The sequence below is a fragment of the Achromobacter sp. ACM01 genome, assembly GCF_014851745.1.
In the GTDB taxonomy this organism is placed as follows: domain Bacteria; phylum Pseudomonadota; class Gammaproteobacteria; order Burkholderiales; family Burkholderiaceae_B; genus Achromobacter; species Achromobacter aegrifaciens.
Genome location: NZ_JACVAF010000001.1, coordinates 1485832 through 1502903, shown reverse-complemented (window position 1 = coordinate 1502903; position 17072 = coordinate 1485832). Strand labels below are relative to the sequence as shown.

At 68.5% G+C, this 17072-nt stretch carries 18 protein-coding genes; 11 read left to right on the top strand and 7 right to left on the bottom strand.

The annotated features are described in order from the left end of the window. Positions 1–7: 7 nt before the first annotated feature. A complete protein-coding gene (locus IB268_RS06970; RefSeq protein WP_192352649.1) occupies positions 8–1126 on the top strand; it encodes a class I SAM-dependent methyltransferase in 1119 nt (372 codons plus the stop codon). 52 nt (positions 1127–1178) lie between these two features. Here IB268_RS06970 and IB268_RS06965 read toward each other — a convergent pair whose 3' ends face one another. From IB268_RS06965 to IB268_RS06955, 3 genes are read right to left on the bottom strand one after another with little or no spacing between them, the layout of a single operon-like run. Further along, entirely contained in the window at positions 1179–1865 is a 687-nt protein-coding gene (locus IB268_RS06965) for a DUF1345 domain-containing protein (RefSeq protein WP_125473546.1), read from the bottom strand. Positions 1866–1899: 34 nt separating this feature from the next. Next, on the bottom strand, positions 1900–2424 hold the full coding sequence (locus tag IB268_RS06960; protein WP_054451587.1) for a chromate transporter: 525 nt from the start codon (positions 2422–2424) through the stop codon (positions 1900–1902). Then, positions 2421–2999 (bottom strand): chromate transporter, encoded by a 579-nt coding sequence (locus tag IB268_RS06955; protein WP_054452241.1) that lies wholly within the window; start codon positions 2997–2999, stop codon positions 2421–2423. The genes IB268_RS06960 and IB268_RS06955 overlap by 4 nt, the downstream gene beginning before the upstream one ends. Before the next feature lie 124 nt (positions 3000–3123). Between IB268_RS06955 and IB268_RS06950 the strand changes: the two genes are divergently transcribed. The 4 genes from IB268_RS06950 (at position 3124) to IB268_RS06935 (ending at position 5907) form a co-directional block, all read left to right on the top strand. Beyond that, positions 3124–4044: a LysR substrate-binding domain-containing protein gene (locus IB268_RS06950; RefSeq protein ID WP_119449246.1), complete on the top strand. Its 921-nt coding sequence runs from the start codon at positions 3124–3126 to the stop codon at positions 4042–4044. Positions 4045–4091: 47 nt separating this feature from the next. Next, positions 4092–4895, top strand: coding sequence for a glutamate racemase (gene murI / locus IB268_RS06945; protein WP_119449245.1), 804 nt, complete (start codon positions 4092–4094; stop codon positions 4893–4895). A gap of 141 nt (positions 4896–5036) precedes the next feature. Next, positions 5037–5462 (top strand): universal stress protein, encoded by a 426-nt coding sequence (locus tag IB268_RS06940; protein WP_054452244.1) that lies wholly within the window; start codon positions 5037–5039, stop codon positions 5460–5462. A 16-nt stretch (positions 5463–5478) separates the two neighbouring features. Continuing rightward, positions 5479–5907, top strand: a complete 429-nt coding sequence (locus IB268_RS06935) for a universal stress protein (protein ID WP_192354017.1) — start codon at positions 5479–5481, stop codon at positions 5905–5907. Between the two features lie 16 nt (positions 5908–5923). Here IB268_RS06935 and IB268_RS06930 read toward each other — a convergent pair whose 3' ends face one another. Genes IB268_RS06930 through IB268_RS06920 form a run of 3 tightly spaced genes read right to left on the bottom strand, consistent with a single transcriptional unit; the run spans position 5924 to position 8306 of the window. Continuing rightward, complete coding sequence (locus IB268_RS06930; protein WP_054451591.1) at positions 5924–7300, bottom strand: sensor histidine kinase; 1377 nt, start codon at positions 7298–7300, stop codon at positions 5924–5926. Beyond that, positions 7297–7959, bottom strand: a complete 663-nt coding sequence (locus IB268_RS06925) for a response regulator transcription factor (protein ID WP_192354016.1) — start codon at positions 7957–7959, stop codon at positions 7297–7299. Before IB268_RS06925 ends, IB268_RS06930 begins: the two co-directional genes overlap by 4 nt. Next, positions 7959–8306, bottom strand: coding sequence for a PepSY domain-containing protein (locus tag IB268_RS06920; protein WP_192354015.1), 348 nt, complete (start codon positions 8304–8306; stop codon positions 7959–7961). Before IB268_RS06920 ends, IB268_RS06925 begins: the two co-directional genes overlap by 1 nt. Positions 8307–8477: 171 nt before the next feature. Here IB268_RS06920 and IB268_RS06915 point away from each other — a divergent pair, with 171 nt between their 5' ends. From IB268_RS06915 to IB268_RS06890, 6 genes are all read left to right on the top strand, one after another. Further along, complete coding sequence (locus IB268_RS06915) at positions 8478–8789, top strand: PepSY domain-containing protein (RefSeq protein WP_119449242.1); 312 nt, start codon at positions 8478–8480, stop codon at positions 8787–8789. A gap of 73 nt (positions 8790–8862) precedes the next feature. Next, the gene (locus IB268_RS06910) at positions 8863–10206 is read left to right on the top strand and encodes a ferric reductase-like transmembrane domain-containing protein (RefSeq protein WP_225591302.1); all 1344 of its coding nucleotides are present in this window, start codon (positions 8863–8865) and stop codon (positions 10204–10206) included. Between the two features lie 62 nt (positions 10207–10268). Beyond that, the gene (locus IB268_RS06905) at positions 10269–11603 is read left to right on the top strand and encodes a sorbosone dehydrogenase family protein (RefSeq protein ID WP_192354014.1); all 1335 of its coding nucleotides are present in this window, start codon (positions 10269–10271) and stop codon (positions 11601–11603) included. Positions 11604–11622: 19 nt separating this feature from the next. Beyond that, positions 11623–12327: an SDR family oxidoreductase gene (locus IB268_RS06900; protein ID WP_119449239.1), complete on the top strand. Its 705-nt coding sequence runs from the start codon at positions 11623–11625 to the stop codon at positions 12325–12327. Positions 12328–12426: 99 nt separating this feature from the next. Further along, entirely contained in the window at positions 12427–13992 is a 1566-nt protein-coding gene (locus IB268_RS06895; protein WP_175163728.1) for a DUF1800 family protein, read from the top strand. Continuing rightward, a complete protein-coding gene (locus tag IB268_RS06890; protein ID WP_054451598.1) occupies positions 13989–15380 on the top strand; it encodes a DUF1501 domain-containing protein in 1392 nt (463 codons plus the stop codon). The genes IB268_RS06895 and IB268_RS06890 overlap by 4 nt, the downstream gene beginning before the upstream one ends. Before the next feature lie 22 nt (positions 15381–15402). Here IB268_RS06890 and IB268_RS06885 read toward each other — a convergent pair whose 3' ends face one another. Beyond that, positions 15403–17040, bottom strand: a complete 1638-nt coding sequence (locus IB268_RS06885) for an acyl-CoA synthetase (protein WP_119449237.1) — start codon at positions 17038–17040, stop codon at positions 15403–15405. Between the last annotated feature and the right edge of the window lie 32 nt (positions 17041–17072).

Sequence of the window (17072 nt, the reverse complement as noted above, 5' to 3'; positions counted from 1 at the left end):
CGACACGTTGACCGTCCCTGAAATCCGCTGGGAAGAAAACCAGACCCCGCACGCCGCCCGCTGGCGCTCCGAATCCGGCGCCGCGCCGCCCAAGCGCGTAGTGGTGGCGGACGACACCATGACCGCCGACATGGCCTACCGCCAGGCCTGCGAAGGTGTCGGCCTGCTGTGGCGCGGCGACTTCCAGAACGCGCGGCAACTGCTGCAGGCCATCACGCGGCGGGTCGACAAGCGGCCCCGCAAGCCCGTGGACAGCCTGCTGGACGCCTTCAACCAGCACCGCCAGATCCAGTCCCAGCGCGCCCGCATCCTGGGCATGCTGCTGATTCCGTTCGACGCCGGCCACGGCATTCCGCTGCGCCGCGCGCCCGACGCCCGGCTCGCCTGCGAAGAGGCCCATGGCCCCGCCGAGGAGCCCTACGTCGCGTCGCTGCGCGAGCTGCTGGGCCTGATCGGCGCCTTCGAATGGCGCAAGAAGGGCGTGGAAATTCCCGCCCTGAATGCCCGCATCCATCCGCACTACGGCGTGTTCTCGCCGCTGCGCGGCGAGTACGTCGACCTGGTGGCGCGCACCCCGATGCCGCGCGGCAGCGTGGCCTTCGACATCGGCACCGGCACAGGCGTGCTGGCCGCCGTGATTGCGCGCCGCGGCGGCAAGCGTGTCATCGCGACCGACACCGATCCGCGCGCCCTGGCCTGCGCCCGCGAAAACCTGGAGCGGCTGGGCCTGTCCAAGCAGGTCGACGTCGAAGAAACGGACCTGTTCCCCGAAGGCCGGGTCTCCCTGATCGTGTGCAACCCGCCGTGGCTGCCCGCCCGCCCCAGCTCGCCCGTCGAGCATGCGGTCTACGATCCTGACAGCCGCATGCTGCGCGGTTTCCTGAATGGGCTGGCGGCGCATCTGACGCCCAATGGCGAGGGCTGGCTGATCCTGTCGGACCTGGCCGAACACCTGGGCCTGCGCAGCCGCGAAGCGCTGCTGGAAATGATCAGCCAGGCCGGCCTGCGCGTGATCGAGCGCATCGACACCCGTCCCACGCACGGCCGCGCGCAGGACGCGAGCGACCCGCTGCATGCCGCCCGTTCGAAGGAAGTCACGTCCTTGTGGCGCCTGGGCGCAGCCTGACGCGGCGCAGCCTGACGCGGCCCGGCCTGGCGCAAGCCCCCGGGGCGCGGCTTCAGGCCCGCCCCGCCGCGACGTTCACGCTGATGGCGATGATGAAGACGTTGAAGAAAAAGGCGATGACGCTGTGCGTCAGGGCTGTGCGGCGCACTCGCCGGTTCACGATCTGCACGTCCGACACCTGGAACGTCATGCCCAGCACCAGCGCGAAATAGGCGAAGTCCCAGTAGTCGGGTTCATCGGTACCCGGGAAATCCAGCCCTTTGTGCATGGCGTTGCGGTGGCCGTAATAGCCATGCGCGTAGTGCAGCGCGAAGATCATGTTCATGTAGAGCCATGACAGGATGATGGTGACGGCGGCGGCCAACATGGCAAGCACGTCGCCCGCGCCGCCTTCCCCCCGCAGTTCGACCCACAACGCCATCATCACCATGCAGGACAGCGCCACGCTGCTCCACAGCACGCCGGTGCGCCCCACGTCCTGCTGCTGCGCATGCTGGCGCATGGCCGCCGCGCTGGTGCGGCCGAACACCCGCGCCGTCATCAACAGGAACACAAGCGCCCCCGCATCGAATCCCAGCAGCAGCGACAGCACCCAGGGCACGCCCAGGGCATACAGGCCGCCCGCCGTCACCAGCAGCAAACCAGCGCATCCGACCAGGCGACGATGCGCATGGAAAAACGGCAGGGCGGCGCCAGCGGCGGAGTCGTCCTCGGGCTCGAAATCCTTGAGCGGCGGCATGCGGCTGCTCCTTTTGGTATGAGCAGCCCTAACGCTAACCGATGCCGAGCAAACCGACCAGCGCGCCGCCAAACAGCAGCCACAACGGATGGATGCGGGTGAAGCTGCCCAGCAGCGCCACCACAGCGGTAATGGCGCCCAGCAGCCAGGTATGCACCGAGGCTTCGGTGATGAGCGCCGCGCTGGCCGCCACCAATCCCACCGTCATCGGGAAGATGCCCGCCTGGATGACGCCGCGCCAGGGCCGGTCCTTGAAGCGTTCCCACAGGCCCAGCGCGATCACAGTGATGATGGACGACGGGCCGAACTTGGCGATGGTAGTGACGAGCATGCCCAGGCCGCCCGCCACATGCCAGCCCACCAGCGTGACCACCATCAAATTGGGACCCGGGGCGGCCTGCCCCAGGGCGAACAGCGCGGAAAAGTCCGCCGCCGTCATCCAGCCATGCACGTCCACCACCTGCCGCTGCATCTCGGGCAGGATGGTGTTGCCGCCGCCGAACGCCAGCACGGACAGTTCGGAAAAGATCAGGGCCAGGGCGATCAGTGTGTGGATCATCGACGTTGCCTCCAGACCATCAGGATGCTCAGCGGCGTCAGCACCGCCATGGTGGGCAGCAGCGGAATGCGCAGCACGGCGATGGCAATGAAGCAGGCCGTGGCCACCACGCCGGCCAGCCAGTCGCGGCGCTTCACCACCGGCACCCCGATCTTCACCGCCATGGAAATCAACAGGCCCGCGGCCGCGGCCGCCAGACCGGCAAACAGGTGCTGGATGTGCGGATCGTTCTGGAAGCGGTCGTACACCATGCCCAGCAGCACCACGATGGCGGACGGCGCCAGGATCAGGCCCATCAGCGCCGCGAACGCGCCGCGCGGCCCGCGGAACTTCATGCCCAGCGCCACCGACAGGTTGATGATGTTGCCGCCGGGCAGGAACTGGCACAGGCCCAGCAGATCGGTGAACTCGGCGCCGCTGAGCCAGCGGTGCTTTTCGACGACCATGCGGCGCGCCAGCGGCAAGGCGCCGCCGAAGGCCGTCAGGCCGAGCATCAGGAAGCCATAGAACAATTGCCCGCACGTGGGCGGAGGCCGCAGATCGGCCTCGGAGGTGGAAGGTGCTGCGTTCATCATTTTCATGCCGGCGCCGCCGAAGCGGCGCGGAGTGGAACCAGGGAAGGACAACGAGATTGCAGCCTACTCTTCGCCTTGGATAATGTCTAATATATGACTATCTATATATTCATATCGGTTGAATATGGCATCTGTAGACTTGAGGCTGTTGCGCTACTTCCTGGCCGTGGCCGAGGAATCCCATCTGACCAAGGCCGCGGCGCGGCTGGGCATACGCCAGCCGCCGCTCAGCCAGCAGATCCGCGTGCTGGAGCAGGAACTGGGCGTGACGCTGTTCCACCGCCTGCCGCGCGGCATGGAGCTGACCGAAAGCGGCCGCGCGCTGCTGGACGACGCGCGCAATATCGTGGCCCTGGTGGACCAGGCCGTGGAAGGCGTGCGGCGCGTGTCGCAGGGCGAAGCCGGGCGCCTGACCGTGGGCTTCACCGGGTCCGCGGCGTTCCATCCCTTCGTGCCGTCCGTCATCCGCCGCTTCCGCGAAACGGCGCCCAATGTGCGGCTGGTGCTGGAGGAAAGCAGCACCGGCGAACTCATGGAGGCCGTGGGCGCGGGCCGCGTGGACGTGGCATTCATCCGCGGTCCCTATGGCCTGGGCCCGGGCGTGGTGGTGGAAACCGTGCTGGAAGAGCCCATGCTGGCCGCGTTTCCCGCCGACCACCCAACCGTCAAGGGCCGGCCGCGCAAGCGCATCGCGCTGTCGGAACTGGCCGACGAATCGCTGATCCTCTACCGCCGCCACAGCGGGCCAGGCCTGTACGACGCCATCATTGCGGCCTGCGGCGCCGCCGGTTTCAGCCCGCGCGTGGCCCAGGAAGCGCCGCGCATGCTGTCCACCCTGAGCCTGGTGGCAGCCGGCCTGGGCGTGTCGCTGGTGCCGGCGTCGCTGCGCCGCGTGAACATCGAAGGCGTGGTCTACGTCAACCTGGCCCAGCCCGCGGAACTGCGCGCGCCGCTGAACCTGATCTGGCGCGACGAAGCGCTCTCCGGCGCGGCCCGCAAGCTGATCGGCGAGGCGCGGCGGCAGCGCGAGGAATCGCCGGCCTGAGCGCGCAGCGCTACACTGCCCGGCACCCCGCACTCCGCATTGCAGCCATGTTCCCAGATTCACCCATAGGCATCTACGACTCCGGCGTCGGCGGGCTGAGCGTGCTGCGCGCCATCCGCGACGCCCTGCCCCACGAATCCCTGCTGTACGTGGCCGACTCCGCCCACGTGCCCTATGGCGAAAAAACGCAGGACTACGTCGAGCAGCGCGCCAGCACGATTGCCGATTACTTCGTGTCGCGCCAGGCCAAGGCCATGGTGGTGGCCTGCAATACCGCCACCGCGGCCGCCATCGCCCAGCTGCGCCTGCGCCATCCGCAACTGATCATCATCGGCGTGGAGCCGGCCATCAAGCCCGCCGCGCACCTGACCACGAGCGGCGTGGTCGGCGTATTCGCCACCACCGGCACTCTGGCCAGCCCCAAATTCGCCGCGCTGGTCCGGCGCGAGGCGCCCGAAGTCCGCATCCTGTTCAGGCCCTGCCCCGAGTGGGTACGGCTGGTGGAGCACGGCGTGCTCAGCGGCCCCGAGGCCGAAGCCGCGGTGCGCGCTCCCGTGGCTGAGCTACGCGAGGCCGGCGCCGACGTGCTGGTGCTGGGCTGCACCCACTTTCCCTTCCTGCGCGACGCGATCCAGGCGGCCGCTGGCGCCGACGTGCCGCTGCTGGAGACGGGCGCGCCCGTGGCGCGCCGGCTGCGCCACCAGTTGCAGGAACGCGGCCTGTTGCGCGCCGACGGTCCGGGCGGATTGCGCCTGGAGACCAGCGGCTCGGCCGAGGCATTGAGCACTCTCGCCGCACGGCTGCTCGGGCAGGCCCCGGCCGCGCACGTCCTGGAGCCGCGCTGGCGCTGATCCCGCGCCGAGTCCGCCGCCCGGCGGCGCGCGCTGATTGCGCCCGGTTTGATCCTGCGCATGACGCGCCTGTCCGATTCGGCGAATAATTCGGATACAGTGGACTACAACGCCGCCCGCGGCGCGCACAAGGAGACGCTCATGAAACGCATCCTGATCCCCGTGGACGGCTCGCAGCCCGCCGTCCATGCGGTCCAAGCCCTGCTCGACGCCCGCAGCTACGACCCCATCGAACGCGTGGAGCTCCTCACGGTCCAGATCCCCCTGAAAGCCGGCAAGATCGGCCGCGGCCTGTCGCAAGCCGAGATCGACGCCTATCACGAGGAAGAAGGCCGCAACGCGCTGCAGGCAGCCAGCGAACTGCTGACCCAGGCCGGCGTGCCCTTCCAGACCCACATCGAAATAGGCGCCGCCGCCGAGACCATCGTGCGCGTAGCCGGCGAATCCGGCGCGGACGAAATCTACATGGGCTCGCGCGGGTTGGGCTCGGTGTCGTCCTGGTTCCTGGGTTCGGTCGCGACCCGCGTCCTGCATCTGACGGAGTTGCCCGTCACCCTGGTCAAGTAACCGTCAAGGAGCATCCATGCTGAACATCCTGGTCCCTGTCGACGGCTCCGACAACGCCAACCGCGCCGTCCTGTACGCCCGCCAGCTCGCCCAAGGCGCCGGCGCCGCCCGCATCCATCTGCTCAACGTCCAGACGCCCGTGCAAGGCCGCGCGGGCCTGTCACGCCTGATCACGCAGGACATGATCGACGAGTTCTACCTGCGCGAAGGCCAGGAGTCCGCGGACGAGGCGCGCAAACTGCTGGACGTGACCGGCGCCGACTACACCAGCCACGTGGCGTTTGGCCACGCGGCCACGGAAATCGCCGGCTACGCCCAGGACCACGGCTGCGCCCGCATCGTCATGGGCACGCGCGGCAACGGCTCGCTGACGAACATCCTGATCGGCTCGGTCGCCAATCAGGTGCTGCAACTGGCCGAAGCGCCGGTGACGCTGGTCAAGTGAACCCCGGGCGCCGGCCTCAGGCGGCCGGCAGCCACAACGACACCCTCAAGCCGCCCAGCGGCGAACGCTCGGCTTGCGCCTGGCCGCCATAGGTGCTGGCCAGGTCGCGCACGATGTCCAGGCCCAGGCCCGATCCGGGACGCTGCTCGTCCATGCGCACGCCGCGCAGGAAGATGCGCTCGCGTTCCTCGTCGGCTATACCCGGGCCGTCATCGTCGATCTGGATGAGCAACTGGCCCTGGCCGGCGGCGCTTGCGCTGACCTGCACCTGGCGCTCGGCCCATTTGCAGGCGTTGTCCAGCAGGTTGCCAACCATCTCCTGCAGATCCTGTTCTTCGCCGCGGAATACCAGGCCCTCGGCAAATTCCGGCATTTCCAGCAGCAGTCCGCGCTGCGCATACAAGCGCTGCATGACGCGCAGCAGCCCCTCGATGGGTTTGCGCAGCGGTGTGCGGCTGTCGGCCGCGCCAGACGCGGCGGCGGCGCGGGCGCGCGCCAGGTGATAGTCGATCTGGCGGCGCGCCATGCCGACCTGCTCCTGTACCAGCGCCGCCAGCGGCCCTTCCTCGCGCGCCGCGGCATTGCCCAGAATCGTCAGCGGCGTCTTCACCGCATGCGCCAGATTGCCGGCCTGCGTGCGCGCGCGCTGCACCATGTCGGCATTGACGTCCAGGACGCGATTGAAGTCGTCGACGAGCGGCTGGATTTCGCTGGGAAAGCGGCCTTCGATGCGCACGCTGGCGCCCCCGTGCTGCCCGGCGAGCTGCCGCCTGAGCCTGGCCAGCGGCCGCAACCCGACCAGGACCTGGACCACGGCCGCCAGCGTCAAGCCTGCCGCCAGCGCGCCTAGCGAAATCAACAGCATGTGATTGAAGCGCTCGATCGGCTCCGCCAGCACCTGGCTGTCGGCCGCCACGATCAGGCGCAACGGCGCTGCCTCGGTCTCGGCCGGTTCCAGCGTGCGCGTCAAGGCGGTCAGCCTGTGCTTTTCCGGCCCCGCGATTTCATACACCCCGTCGGCGCTGTCCGCGGCGGGCAACTCCAGCACCTGATCCCAGAGCGAACGCGAGCGCGCCGCGCCCACGGCCGCCGGACGGCCCTGTTCGTCGAGCCGGTCGATTTGCCAATACAGGCCTGATAGCGGTTGCTCCAGGCGTGGATCGCTCAAGGGCGGCGAGACCACCAGGCGACCGTCCGGAGCCGTGTTCACCGCGGCCGTCAGCTGGTTCAGGTGCAGGGTCAGCTCGGCGCGCAGCTGCTCGGTGATGTGCTGGCGGAACAAGCTGCCCAAGCCCCAGCCGGCCAGCACCACCGTGACCAGGATCCAGGCCAGCGTGCCGGCCAGCAGGCGCCAGCGCAGCGAGCCGGGCGCGCGCGCGCGCTGCGGCATCATGCGGCGCAGGCCAGGCGGTAACCCAGGCCGCGCACGGTTTCGATGGTATCGGGCGGCAGTTTCTTGCGCAGCCGCGCGATGAACACATCGATGGTGTTGGAGTCACGGTCATTGTCCTGGGCGTAGACGTGCTCGGTCAGCTCGCTGCGCGAAATCACTTCGCCCGCGCGTTGCATCAGCACGGCCAGCACCTTGAATTCATGGCTGGTCAGGGACAGCGCCTGGCCGTCCACCGTGACCTTGGCCTGCCGCATGTCCAGCATCAGCGGACCGCAGCGCCATTGCGCGCTGGCGTGGTTGCTGGAGCGGCGCAAGAGCGCCCGCACCCGCGCCAGCAGCTCTTCCATGTGGAAGGGCTTGGTCAGGTAATCGTCGGCGCCGGCATCGATGCCGGCGACCTTCTCGTGCCAGTTGTCGCGCGCCGTGAGGATCAGCACCGGCATGCCCTGGCCGCCCGCGCGCCACTGCTTGAGCACGGTGAGGCCGTCCATGACCGGCAGGCCCAGGTCCAGCACCACCACGTCGTAGGTCTCGACCGCGCCCATGTACTGGGCCGTTCCGCCGTCCGCGGCGGTGTCGACGGTATAGCCCGCTTGGCGCAAGGCATCGGCCAACTGCGTGGCCAGGGTCGGCTCGTCTTCAACCACGAGTATGCGCATCAGTGCTTGTCCCGGAATTGGATGTCGCGCCCCTTCACGCCCAGCACCTTGCCGTCGCGCGCGTCGATCTTCAGCTTGACCAGCCGGCCGCCGCTTTGCAGCAGCCGGATCTCGTAGATGAACTCGCCGTCGTCCTCTTCGAACTCGACCTTGACCACCTGCCCAGGATAGTCGCGTTCGACGATGTCCAGCACCGAACGCAGGGGCAGCACCTTGCCGGCCTGCAAGGCCTGGCGCGCTTGTTCGTGGTCGCTTTCATCGGCCAGGCCCGCGTTGGGGCCCGCGGCCAGCGCCAGCATCAGCGCGCCGCAGGACAGCCAGATTCGGGTACGAGTTCGTCGGGTCATGGTTTCTTTCGCATTCGGGGTCCGCCATAAGAGGCGATTGTCCGCCCAGTTATAGCGCCGGAAAAATGAACGGCACGTGAACGGCAGCTTCAGAATTGGTTCATCCGCACACCCGAATAATGCGGTCATGGTCGCCATTCCGGCAACCCGCAACAACCTAGGAGCCATTCCATGACCGCAATCCGCAACACCCTGGCCGCCCTGGCGCTTGGCGCCGCAACCCTGACCGGCGCCGCCGCCGTGCACGCCCAGACGACCGCCCCGGCGCCGGCCCAGCCCGCCGCCACGGCCCCCGCCAACGCGACGCTGACCGTGCGCCAGATCTACGACACGCTGACCGCCGCGGGCTATCGCAACATCACCGAGATCGAGCTCGAGCACGGCCGCTACGACGTCAAGGCCGACAACGCGCAAGGCCAGCGCGTGAAGCTGCGGGTCGACGCCCAGAGCGGCGCCGTCCTGCGCAGCCGCATCAAGGACTGAAGCGCCGGCGCCTACGCGCCTACCCCGCTCCGCCCGCAACCGGCGGGCCGAGCGTCCCGACATGGACACCATCATGAAACCGATAGGAACCGGCGCCGCCATAGGCGGCTTTTTGCTAGTCCTGACCCTGGCCTGGGGCCTGGACGCGTTCATCCTGCAGCCGCCGGCCACCGGCGCCTGGTACTGGGTGGCGCGCCAGCAGGGCCTCTACCTCACCGGCGTCTGGTCCATCGGACTGATGGCATTGATCATGCTGCTGGCGCTGCGGCCCGCGTGGCTGGAACGCCCGCTGGGCGGCATGGACAAGATATACCGGTTGCACAAATGGGCCGGAATCCTCGCAGTATCAGCCGGCGCCGCGCATTGGTTGCTGAAGCTGGCCAGCGGCCCCTTGAAGAGCCTGGCGGACGCGGGCAACCGCCCCGCCCGCGACGTCGTGCTGACGCTGTTCGAAAGCTCGCGCGGCCTGGCCAAGGACCTGGGCGAGTGGTCGATCTACCTGCTGCTGGCGATGCTCGCAATCACCTTGTGGCGGCGCTTTCCCTACCGGGGCTGGCGTCTCCTGCACCGCGCGATGCCTGTGCTGTTCCTGGCGCTGGCGTTCCACACGGCAGCGCTGGCTCCCGCGCGCTACTGGAGCGGTCCGGTCGGCCTGCTGTTGATTCCGCTGCTGGCCGCCGGTTCTTATGCCGCGCTGGTGGCGCTGCTGGGACGCGTGGGCAGCGGCCGCCGCGCGCAAGGCAGGATCGTGTCGCTGGCGCACCAGCCAGGCGATATCCTGGAGGTCAGCTGCGAACTCGACGCCAATTGGCGGGAGCATCAGGCGGGACAGTTCGCCTTCGTCACGTTCGACCGCAAGGAAGGCGCCCATCCCTACACCATCGCCAGCGCCCCCGTGGCGGGCGAATCTCGCGTCACGTTCCAGATCAAGGCGCTGGGCGACTACACCCGCGGCCTGGCGCGCACGCTGCGCATCGGCCAGCCGGTCGCCGTCGAAGGCCCCTATGGGCGCTTTCAACTGGAGCCGGACGCTGCCGCAGCATCGCAGGTCTGGGTGGCGGGCGGCATAGGCGTCACCCCTTTCCTCGCATGGCTGGAAGCCCTGCAGGAAGGACAAGCGCCAACGCCGCGCGTGTGGCTGCACTATTGCGTGCGCGATGCCTCGGCAGATCCTTTCGTGCCGCTGCTCAAGGAACGCTGCGCCGCGCTGGACGGCGTGACGCTCGCCATCCATAGCGCGCACGACGGCGATACGCTGACGGCTGGAGCACTGGCGCAGGGCGAGGTGGCCGCGGGCCGTGTCGCCGACGTCTGGTTCTGCGGACCCGCCGGCCTGGCCGACGCGCTCAGGCGCGGCCTGCGCAAGCTGGGCGCCAAGCCCGTGCGCTGGCATCAGGAAGCGTTCCAGATGCGTTGAGCGCGCCGGGGCTACGGAGGTCCAAGCGTATGATGGACCTCACCGCCCCCGGAGCATGCGTCATGCCCACCCCCCGCATTCTGCTGGCCGCCGTGATGGCCGCCGCCACTCTCAACGCCTGCGGCGAAATGGCCACCTTGCCGGTCGAAGCCGGCATGGGCCCGTCGCCTCAACTGCCCGCCCCCAATCCCACCACCATACCCACCGTGAAGACGGCCAAGGCCGTGGGCTGGCCCGCGGGCGCACAGCCCGTCGCAGCCAACGGGCTGTCGGTAACGGCGTACGCCAGCGGCCTGGATCATCCGCGCTGGCTGTACGTGCTGCCCAACGGCGACGTGCTGGTGGCCGAGACCAACGCGCCGCCCAAGCCCGAGTCGGCTTCCGGCGGCTTCAAGGCCTGGGTCGCCGGCCTGGTGATGAAACGCGCCGGCGCCAGGACCCCCAGCGCAAACCGCATCACCCTGCTGCGCGATGCCGACCACGACGGCATCGCCGAAACGCGCAGCGTATTGCTCGACGGCCTGAACTCGCCCTTCGGCATGGCCTTGATCGGCAATCAGTTATACGTCGCCAACGCCGACGCCGTGCTGCGCTTTCCCTACGAAACCGGCCAGGAGCGGATCACCGCCCCCGGCGTGAAGGTCACCGACCTGCCTGCGGGCCTGAACCACCACTGGACCAAGAACCTGCTGGCCAGCCCCGACGGCAGCAAGCTGTACGCCTCTGTCGGCTCCAACAGCAATGTCGGCGAAAACGGCATGGACATCGAAGAGGGCCGCGCCGCCATCTGGGAAATCGACGTGGCCAGCGGCAACAAACGCCTGTACGCGACCGGCCTGCGCAACCCCGTGGGCATGGCCTGGGCGCCCGACGGCAAAACGCTGTGGACGGCCGTCAACGAGCGCGACGAACTGGGCAGCGACCTGGTGCCCGACTACATGACCTCGGTGCGGGACGGCGGTTTTTACGGCTGGCCCCATAGCTACTTCGGCCAGCACGTCGACAGCCGGGTCCAGCCGCCGCGTCCGGACCTGGTGGCGCGCGCCATCGTGCCCGACTACGCGCTGGGCCCGCACACCGCCTCGCTGGGGCTGGCCTGGTCGGGCGGGTCGCGCCTGCCCGCGCCCTACACGGACGGCATGTTCGTGGGCCAGCATGGTTCGTGGAACCGCGATCCGCGCAGCGGCTACAAGGTCATCTTCGTGCCGTTTCGCGACGGCAAGCCCGACGGGCCGGCGCGCGACGTGCTGACGGGCTTTCTGAACGAAAGCGGCGAGGCCCAGGGACGGCCGGTAGGGGTGGCGATAGACCGCCAGGGCGGCCTGCTGACGGCCGACGACGTCGGCAATGTGGTGTGGCGGGTCGCTCCCGCTTCTACAATGGCCGCTCCCAAATAATTCAAGACCAGGAGTGAGCATGAGCACGGAAAAAGTGGCAATCGTCACCGCCGGCGGCAGCGGCATGGGCGCGGCGGCGGCGCGCAAACTGGCGGCTGACGGCTGGCGCGTAGCCATCCTGTCCTCCTCCGGCAAGGGCGAGGCGCTGGCGCAGGAACTGGGCGGCCTGGGCGTCACGGGATCCAACCGCTCGCCCGAAGACCTGGCGAGGCTGGTGGACGCCACGCAGCAAAAATGGGGCAGGATAGATGCCGTGGTCAACAGCGCCGGCCACGGCCCCAAGGGCCCGCTGCTGGAGATCAGCGACGAGGACTGGCACCTGGGCATGGAGTTCTACCTGCTGAACGTGGTGCGCATCGCGCGCCTGGTCGCGCCGGTGATGAAGCAGCAGAAGTCCGGCGCCATCGTCAATATCTCGACCTACGCCACCTTCGAACCCGAAGCGCTGTTCCCGACCTCGGGCGTGTTCCGCGCCGGGCTGGCCGCCTTCACCAAGGTGTTCGCCGACGAGTACGCCGAACACAACGTACGGATGAACAACGTGCTGCCGGGCTTCATCGACAGCCTGCCTGAAAAGGAAGACCGCCGCACGCGCATTCCGATGGGCCGCTACGGCACCGCCGAAGAAGTCGCCGACCTGATCGCGTTCCTCGCATCCGACGCTTCTTCCTACATCACCGGCCAGAACATCCGCATCGACGGCGGCATCACGCGTTCGGTCTGAAGCTCATGCTTTAGGACTAGTCTCTCGTCCGAATGACGGTATTGAAGCCTGCCCGGGGCTTCAGTACCGTAGGTTTTCGCATTCGACGAGGTGCCGCGCATGTCCGCTACGCCGTCAGCGGCTGCGCCGCAGTCCGCCGATACTTCCCACGCAAAACCGACCCCGGGCCAGGCCTCGCGTTTCCTGGCGCAGGCCACGTTCGGCCCCACGCCCGCCGAGATCGACGCCGTGGTGCGCGACGGCTACGCGGCCTGGCTGGACGCGCAGCTGGCCATGCCGCCGTCGCAGACCCATTTCGACTGGCTGCTGCAGCAGCGCAAGAACACCGAGGAGTTCAAGGGCAACGGCATCAACGCGCCCCTGGAATCCACGCTGTGGCGCAAGTTCATCTCGGCCCCGGATCAGGTCCGCACGCGGGTCGCGTTTGCCCTGTCGGAGATCTTCGTGGTGGGCGTATCGTCCATCACCGCGTCCTGGCCATTGTTCGGCGCCGCGGGTTTCATGGACCTGCTGGCCGAGCATGCCCTGGGCAACTACCAGCAACTGCTGACGGCCGTCACGCGCAACCTGTCCATGGGCTGCATGCTGACCTATCGCGGCAACCGCAAGGAAGATCCCAAGACCGGCCGCCATCCCGACGAGAACTATGCCCGCGAAGTCATGCAGTTGTTCAGCATCGGACTGCTGGAGCTGGAACCGGACGGCGCCAAAAGAATGGTCAACGGCGCGCCCGTGGAAACGTATACCAACGCGGACGTGCAGGGGCTGGCCAAGGTCTTCACCGGCTGGGACATCAACGGCCCCGAAACCGACGTCGAATTCCACCGCCGCCCCATGGCCTTGAACAATGCGCTGCACTCGCTGGCCGAGAAGCGCTTTCTGGGCGCGGTTGTGCCGGCAGGCACCGACGGTCATTTGTCGCTCAAGCGCGCCATGGAAGTGATCTGCGCCCATCCCAACGTGGGCCCCTTCATCGGCACGCAGCTGATCCAGCGGCTGGTCACCAGCAATCCCAGCCGCGCCTATGTCGCGCGCGTGTCGGCCGCCTTCAACGACGACGGCAGCGGCAAGCGCGGCAACCTGAAGGCCGTGGTGCGCGCCGTCCTGCTGGACCCGGAGGCGCGCAACCCCGACCTGGCCGCGCCCGGCTGGGGCAAGGTGCGCGAACCCATCGTGCGCTTCGCGGCCTGGGCGCGGGCTTTCGGGGCGACCTCCAACAACGGCGCCTGGGCCATGCCGGACACCACTGACAACACGATCCGGCTGGCCCAGAGCCCGATGCGATCCGCCAGCGTCTTCAATTTCTTCCGTCCGCGCTACGTGCCGCCGGTGACCGAGCTGGCGCGCAGGAACCTGGTGGCGCCGGAACTGCAGATCACCGATGAGACCAGCATTGCCGGCTACCTGAACTTCCTGGCCATCTATGTGGACCGGGGGTGGGAGGATCTGCAGACGCCCTATGCCGCCGAGATCGCGCTGGCGCAGGATCCGTCCGCGCTGGTGGCGCGGGTGGCGCTGCTGCTGGCGGGCGATGCCTATTCCGCCGAGACCGCCGGCAGCATCGCGCGCGCCGTGGCCACGATACCGGCGGGCCGGCCGCGCGACCGCGTGCGCGCCGCCATCATGCTGGTGGCCGCCAGCCCCGAATACCTGGTGCAGAAATGAAGAATTCCCGCCACGCCGCGCAAACCAGCCGCCGCGAATTCCTGCTGCGCGCCTGCGCTTTGGGCGCCACGGGCGCCGCCGCGCCACTGGCGCTGAACCTGGCGGCCCTGGGCGCGGCCGCGGCGCAATCAGCGCCAGCCTCCTCGTACAAGGCGCTGGTCTGCGTGTTCCTGTACGGCGGCAACGACCCCTACAACTCGCTGGTTCCCTACGACACGGCCGCCTACAAGGCCTATGCCCAGGCGCGCACCGACATCGCCCTGCCGCGCAACGCCCTGCAGGCCACGGCGCTGCGCGGCAAGGAACCCGCTTCCGGCGGCGCCCAGTTTGCGCTGGCCCCATCGCTGGCTCCGCTCAAGCCCTTGTATGAAAGTGGCGACATGGCAGTGCTGCTGAACATCGGTCCGCTGGTTGCGCCCACCTCCAAGCAGGAATACATAGGCGCGCGCGTGCCACTGCCGCCCAAGCTGTTTTCCCACAACGACCAGCAGTCGTACTGGCAGGCGCTGGCGCCGGAAGGCGCGGCGTCGGGCTGGGCCGGGAGGCTGACGGACCTGTTCGCGGACGCCAACGCGCAGCGCACCTTCACGGGCATCACCGCGGGCGGCAGCAGCGTGCTGTTGGCCGGACGCAAGATCGCCGGATACCGCGTGGGCATCAACGGCTCCACGCAGATAGACCTGCTGGGCCGCGACATGTATGGCTCCAGCGCCTGCACGGCCTTGCTGCGCCAGCTCATCACGCAGCCGCGCGAGCACCTGATGGAACGCGAGATGTCGCGCATCGCCGCGCAGTCCATCGACGCCGACGGGCGCCTGCGTGCAGCCCTCGCGGACGTGGCCGTGCCGGGCGAGTTCTCGTCCCCCCTGGCGCAGCAGCTGAAAATCGTCGCCCGCATCATCGCGGCGCGCCAGGCGCTGGGCGCACGCCGCCAGGTTTTCTTCGTCTCGCAGAACGGCTATGACAACCACGCCGGACTGAACGACACCCACCCCGCGCTGCTCAAGGAACTGGGCCAGGCGCTGGCCGCGTTCCAGCAGGCGCTTTCCGCGATAGGCGTGGCGGACCAGGTGACCACGTTCACGGCATCCGAATTCGGCCGCACCCTGGGCTCCAACGGCAACGGCTCCGACCACGGCTGGGGCTCGCATCACTTTGTACTGGGCGGCGCGGTCAAGGGCGGCCGCTACTACGGCAGCCATCCGGAAATCGCCCTGGACGGCCCCGGCTTCGTCGACAACGGCCGCCTCTTGCCGACCCTGGCCGTGGATCAGCTGGGCGCGTCCCTGGGCGGCTGGTTCGGCGCCAGCCGCGAGGATCTGGGGCTGGTGTTCCCCAATCTGCGGCGCTTCGACGCGCAGGCGCTGGACCTGCTGCCGCGCGCCTAGGGCCGCGCCGGCGGCGGCGAATTCACAGCTGCCGCGCCTGTTCGCGCAGCAGATACTTCTGGATCTTGCCCGTGGCGGTTTTGGGCAACGGGCCGAACACGAAAGTGCGCGGCACCTTGAAACCGGCCAGGCGGCCCCGGCAGAAGCTGGTCAGTTCTTCCGCCGTCGCGGCGCTGCCATCCTTCAGCGTGACGAAGGCGCAAGGCGTCTCGCCCCACTTGGCGTCCGGCCGCGCCACCACGGCGGCTTCCAATACGGCGGGATGCCCGTACAACGCATCCTCGACCTCGACGGTCGAGATGTTCTCTCCGCCTGATATCACGATGTCCTTGGCGCGGTCCTTGACCTGCAGATAGCCGTCGGGATGCACCACGGCCAGATCGCCGGTATGGAACCAGCCTCCGGCGAAGGCTTCCGCCGTGGCCTGCGGGTTCTTCAGATAGCCCTTCATGAGCGTGTTGCCGCGCATCATGATTTCGCCCACGGTGACGCCGTCCGGCGGCACGGGCGCCAGCGTGGCGGGATCCAGCACGCGGACCTGTTCCATCGTGTGCTTGCGCACGCCGATGCGGGCCTTCAGCGCAGCCTGCTCATCCAGCGGCAGATCGCTCCAGGCCTCGTGCCAGGCACAGCTGATCGACGGACCGTAGCTCTCCGTCAGGCCGTACAGATGCGTGACGTCTATGCCCAGTTCGTCCATCGCCGCGATGACGGCGGCCGGAGGCGGAGAGCCGCCGGTGAGCGCCTGCACCGGCCGGATCGCGCGCCGCTTGATTTCGGGCGGGCTGTTGATGAGCATGCCCAGCACCACCGGCGCGGCGCAGAAATAATCGACCCCATTCGCCTGGATGGCGTCGAAAATGGCGCCGGCCTCGACCCGCCGCAGGCAGACATTGGTTCCCGCCAGCAGCGCGATGGTCCAGGGAAAGCTCCAGCCATTGCAGTGGAACATCGGCAAGGTCCAGAGATACACCGCATGCTGGCGCATATCGCAGGCCAGGGCGTTGCCCATCGCATTCAGATAGGCGCCGCGATGGTGGTACAGCACGCCCTTGGGGCTGCCGGTGGTGCCGGAGGTGTAGTTCAGGCACAGCGACTGCCATTCGTCCGCCGGCCAGGGGAACCCGGCCGCCGCGTCGCCCGTCTCCAGCAGGGCTTCGTAGTTCATTTCCCCGAGCAGTTCGCCCGGCCCGCCGTATTCGGGATCGTCGATGTCCACCACGCGGATGCGCCTGCGGGTCTTGGCCAAGGCCTGCGCCATGACGGGCGCGTACTCCCGGTCCGTCAGCAGCACCACCGCGGCGCCATGATCCAGGATGAAGGACAGTGTTTCGGCGTCCAGCCGGGTGTTCAGGGCATTGAGCACCGCGCCCGCCATGGCGACCCCGAAATGGGCCTCGTACAGCGCGGGGATATTGGGCGCCATCACGGCCACCGTATCGCCGGGCCGCACCCCAAGGCGCGCCAGCCCGCTGGCCAGCCGGCGGCAGCGTGCATAGGTTTCGCGCCAGCTCTGGCGCAGCGCGCCATGGACGATGGCAGTGCGTTCCGGATAGACCTTCGCCGCGCGCTCGATGAAGGTCAGCGGCGAAAGCGCCAGATGGTTGGCGCTGTTGCGTTCGATATCCAGGACTTGCAGGTCGGGGGTGTCGGCGGGCATCGGAGTCTCACAGTAGCGAAACGCTCACCACG